The organism is Massilia cavernae, assembly GCF_003590855.1.
GTDB classification, from domain to species: Bacteria; Pseudomonadota; Gammaproteobacteria; order Burkholderiales; family Burkholderiaceae_D; genus Telluria_A; species Telluria_A cavernae.
Genome location: NZ_QYUP01000046.1, coordinates 1 through 2,835 on the forward strand (window position 1 = coordinate 1; position 2,835 = coordinate 2,835).

The 2,835-nt window shown below is 61.3% G+C and carries 3 protein-coding genes; 2 read left to right on the plus strand and 1 reads right to left on the minus strand.

Annotation, left to right across the window (positions count from 1 at the left end; translation table 11 throughout):
- Together D3872_RS04810 and D3872_RS04815 are read left to right on the plus strand one after the other, a co-directional pair.
- On the plus strand, positions 1–1,454 hold a 1,454-nt coding region (locus D3872_RS04810), incomplete at its 5' end, for a glycoside hydrolase family 32 protein (protein WP_147373793.1).
- Positions 1,455–1,470: 16 nt separating this feature from the next.
- Positions 1,471–2,442, plus strand: a complete 972-nt coding sequence (locus D3872_RS04815; protein ID WP_119809728.1) for an aldo/keto reductase — start codon at positions 1,471–1,473, stop codon at positions 2,440–2,442.
- Positions 2,443–2,504: 62 nt separating this feature from the next.
- Here the strand turns inward: D3872_RS04815 and D3872_RS04820 are convergent.
- Positions 2,505–2,835 (minus strand): substrate-binding domain-containing protein (locus D3872_RS04820; protein ID WP_182915688.1); only part of this gene is annotated, 331 nt, incomplete at its 5' end.

A 2,835-nucleotide genomic window follows, 5' to 3' on the forward strand; every position in this document is an offset into this window, starting at 1 on the left:
ACCTGGTGCACTGGTCGGAATTGCCGGTCGCCCTGCAGGTCGAAAAGGACGAGCAGGGCGCCATCACGCAGTGCTTTTACTCGGGCAGCGCCGTGGTCGACAGCGCCAACACCAGCGGCCTTGGATTGCCCGGCCAGGCGGCCATGGTCTTGATCTACACCAGCGTCTATCCAGCGGCGATGACCCTGGCGAACGGCAAACGCGTGCGCGAAGGCCAGCAAAGCCAGTCGCTCGCATACAGCCTGGATCGCGGGCGCAGCTGGACTCAGTACGCCGGCAATCCGGTGCTCGAACTGCCGCCGCCTGCTTACCTGGACGAATATCGCGAGTTCCGCGACCCCAAGGTGTTTTGGTACGCGCCGGAAAGCAAATGGGTGATGGTGGTCGTACTGGCGGATCAGTACAAGGCCTTGTTCTATGCATCGAACGACTTGCTCCAGTGGGAGCTCATGAGCGAGTTCGGACCGGCGAGTGCGATCGGCGGCGTGTGGGAATGTCCCGACCTGTTCGAATTGCCGGTTGATGGCGATCCGGCGAATAGCAAGTGGGTGCTGGTGATCAACCTGAATCCGGGCGGCCCCGCCGGCGGATCCGGCGCCCAGTATTTCATCGGCCGATTCGATGGCCACACCTTCCAGCCCGAGCCCGCTGCACCAGGCAGCGTGGTGCGCGCCGGCGAACCTGTAGTCACCACGGCTCGGCCCGATGACCACGTGCGTTGGCTCGACTACGGCCCGGATTTCTATGCCGCCATCAGTTGGAATGATGCGCCGGGCGGCAAGCGGGTATTGATAGGCTGGATGAGCAATTGGCTGTATGCGAGGCAGGTGCCCACTGCGCCGTGGCGCAGCGCGCAATCGATCGCACGCGAACTGGCGCTGCGTACCATCGACGGCCAGGTACGGCTGGTGCAGCAGCCGCTCGAGGCTTTCGACCAGCTGCGGCGGAAATTGCTGCTCGCCGTCGACGGCCAGGTGGTCGCCGCCGGCGTGACCGCGCTGGCGCCGGCGCACACGCGCGCCGGACCCGCCGATATTGAGGTGCTGCTCGATCCCGGTACTGCGCTGCGTGCCGGTTTGCAGGTCCATACAGGAGAGAATGGCGATCAGACGGTGATCGGCTATGACCGCGAACTCGGCCAGGTCTACGTCGACCGGAGCAGGGCTGGCGACGCCTCCTTCAGCCAGCAATTCTCTGCGTGCCATGCTGCGCCGGTGGCGCTGCGCGACGGCGCGATCAGGCTGCGCATAGTGGTCGATACCGCTTCGGTGACCGTGTTTGCCGGCATGAATGAGGTAGTGCTGTCCAGCCAGGTCTTCCCTGGCGCGGGCAGCGATAACATGGCGATGTTTGCCGAAGGCGGACAGGCGATCATGCGTCACTTGAAGGTGTGGTCTTTAGCATCGATACACGCGCTTCGCGAGGAGCGAGCTGCCATCTCAGCTAATGACTAAAAAAGGGAGTAACTAAATGCATCGCAGAATTTTAGGGAAAACCGGCTTACGCATCGCCGAAGTCGGCTACGGCGCTTGGGGTATAGGCAACAGCTCATGGCTGGGTGCCAATGACGCGCAGTCCGCGCAGTCGCTGCACCGGGCGATGGACCTTGGGGTTAACTTCGTCGACACGGCGCTGGTCTATGGCAATGGCGCGAGCGAAGCGCTCGTTGGCGCGGCGGTTCGTGCTCGTTCGGAATCAATTTATGTCGCCAGCAAGATTCCGCCAAAAAATATGACCTGGCCGCCTCGGCCGGATGTTTCCGTCGACCAGGTATTTCCAGCAAGTCATGTGATCGCAAGTACCGAGCAGAGCCTGCGCAATCTTGGACTGGAAAGAATTGACATCCAGCAGTTTCACGTCTGGGACGACACATGGTGCCATCAAGGCGACTGGCTCGAGGCTATCGCCCAACTAAAGAGGCAAGGAAAGATTGCCCATTTTGGCGTGTCGCTCAACGATCATGACAGCGACAACGCCCTCGCACTGATCGAGACAGGCTTGGTCGACACAGTGCAGGTCATCTATAACATTTTCGAACAGACTCCGAACGATCGATTGTTTCCAGCCTGCGTACGAAACAACGTGGGTGTGATCGTCCGTGTCGCGCTGGACGAAGGGGGCTTGACGGGCGCGATTGATGCCGGCAGCGCATTCCCCGATGGCGATTTTCGCAATGATTACTTCCGCGGCGAGCGCCGTCAGCAGGTGGCCGACAGGGTCGGCGAGATTTGCACCAGGCTGGGGATCGAAGCCACACAGATGGCCGAAACTGCATTGCGTTTTGTTCTCAGCAATCCGGCCGTGTCGGTCGTCATTCCCGGCATGCGCTCACTACGCAATGTCGACAAGAACTGCGCCGTGGCCGACGGCCTCGGCCTGCCCGCTGCACAGCTAGATACGCTGGCGCGCTGCCGCTGGATACGCAATTTTTATCAGCCCTAAGCGGCATTGCGCGGCGGCGTAAACGGTTCGAAATACGTCCATGCTGCGCCAGGCATGGACCATCACATGCCGCTGGAAGCGCGGCATACCAGTTCAGTTTCCAGGTTTTGTGAAGGGGAAGGCTTCCCATCGATCAGGGACAGCAAGGCGGCCACCAGCTTGCGCCCTGCATCCTGAATCGGTTGGCGCACAGTCGTGAGGGGAGGATCGCTATAGGCGGCCAGTTCGATATCGTCGTAGCCAACTATCGCAATATCCTGCGGAATCCGCAGGCCGCGCTCGCGCAGCGCATGAATCGAAGTGATGGCCAACAGATCGCTGCATGCGAAGATGCCATCGCAGTCCAGCCCGCGCCGCATCATTTCCTCCACGGCCTTCGCGCCCGCCTCAGGG

Excerpts from the sequence above, each read along its gene's own strand:
- D3872_RS04815 (WP_119809728.1), top strand. The coding sequence starts at position 1,471 with ATGCATCGCAGAATTTTAGGGAAAACCGGCTTACGCATCGCCGAAGTC.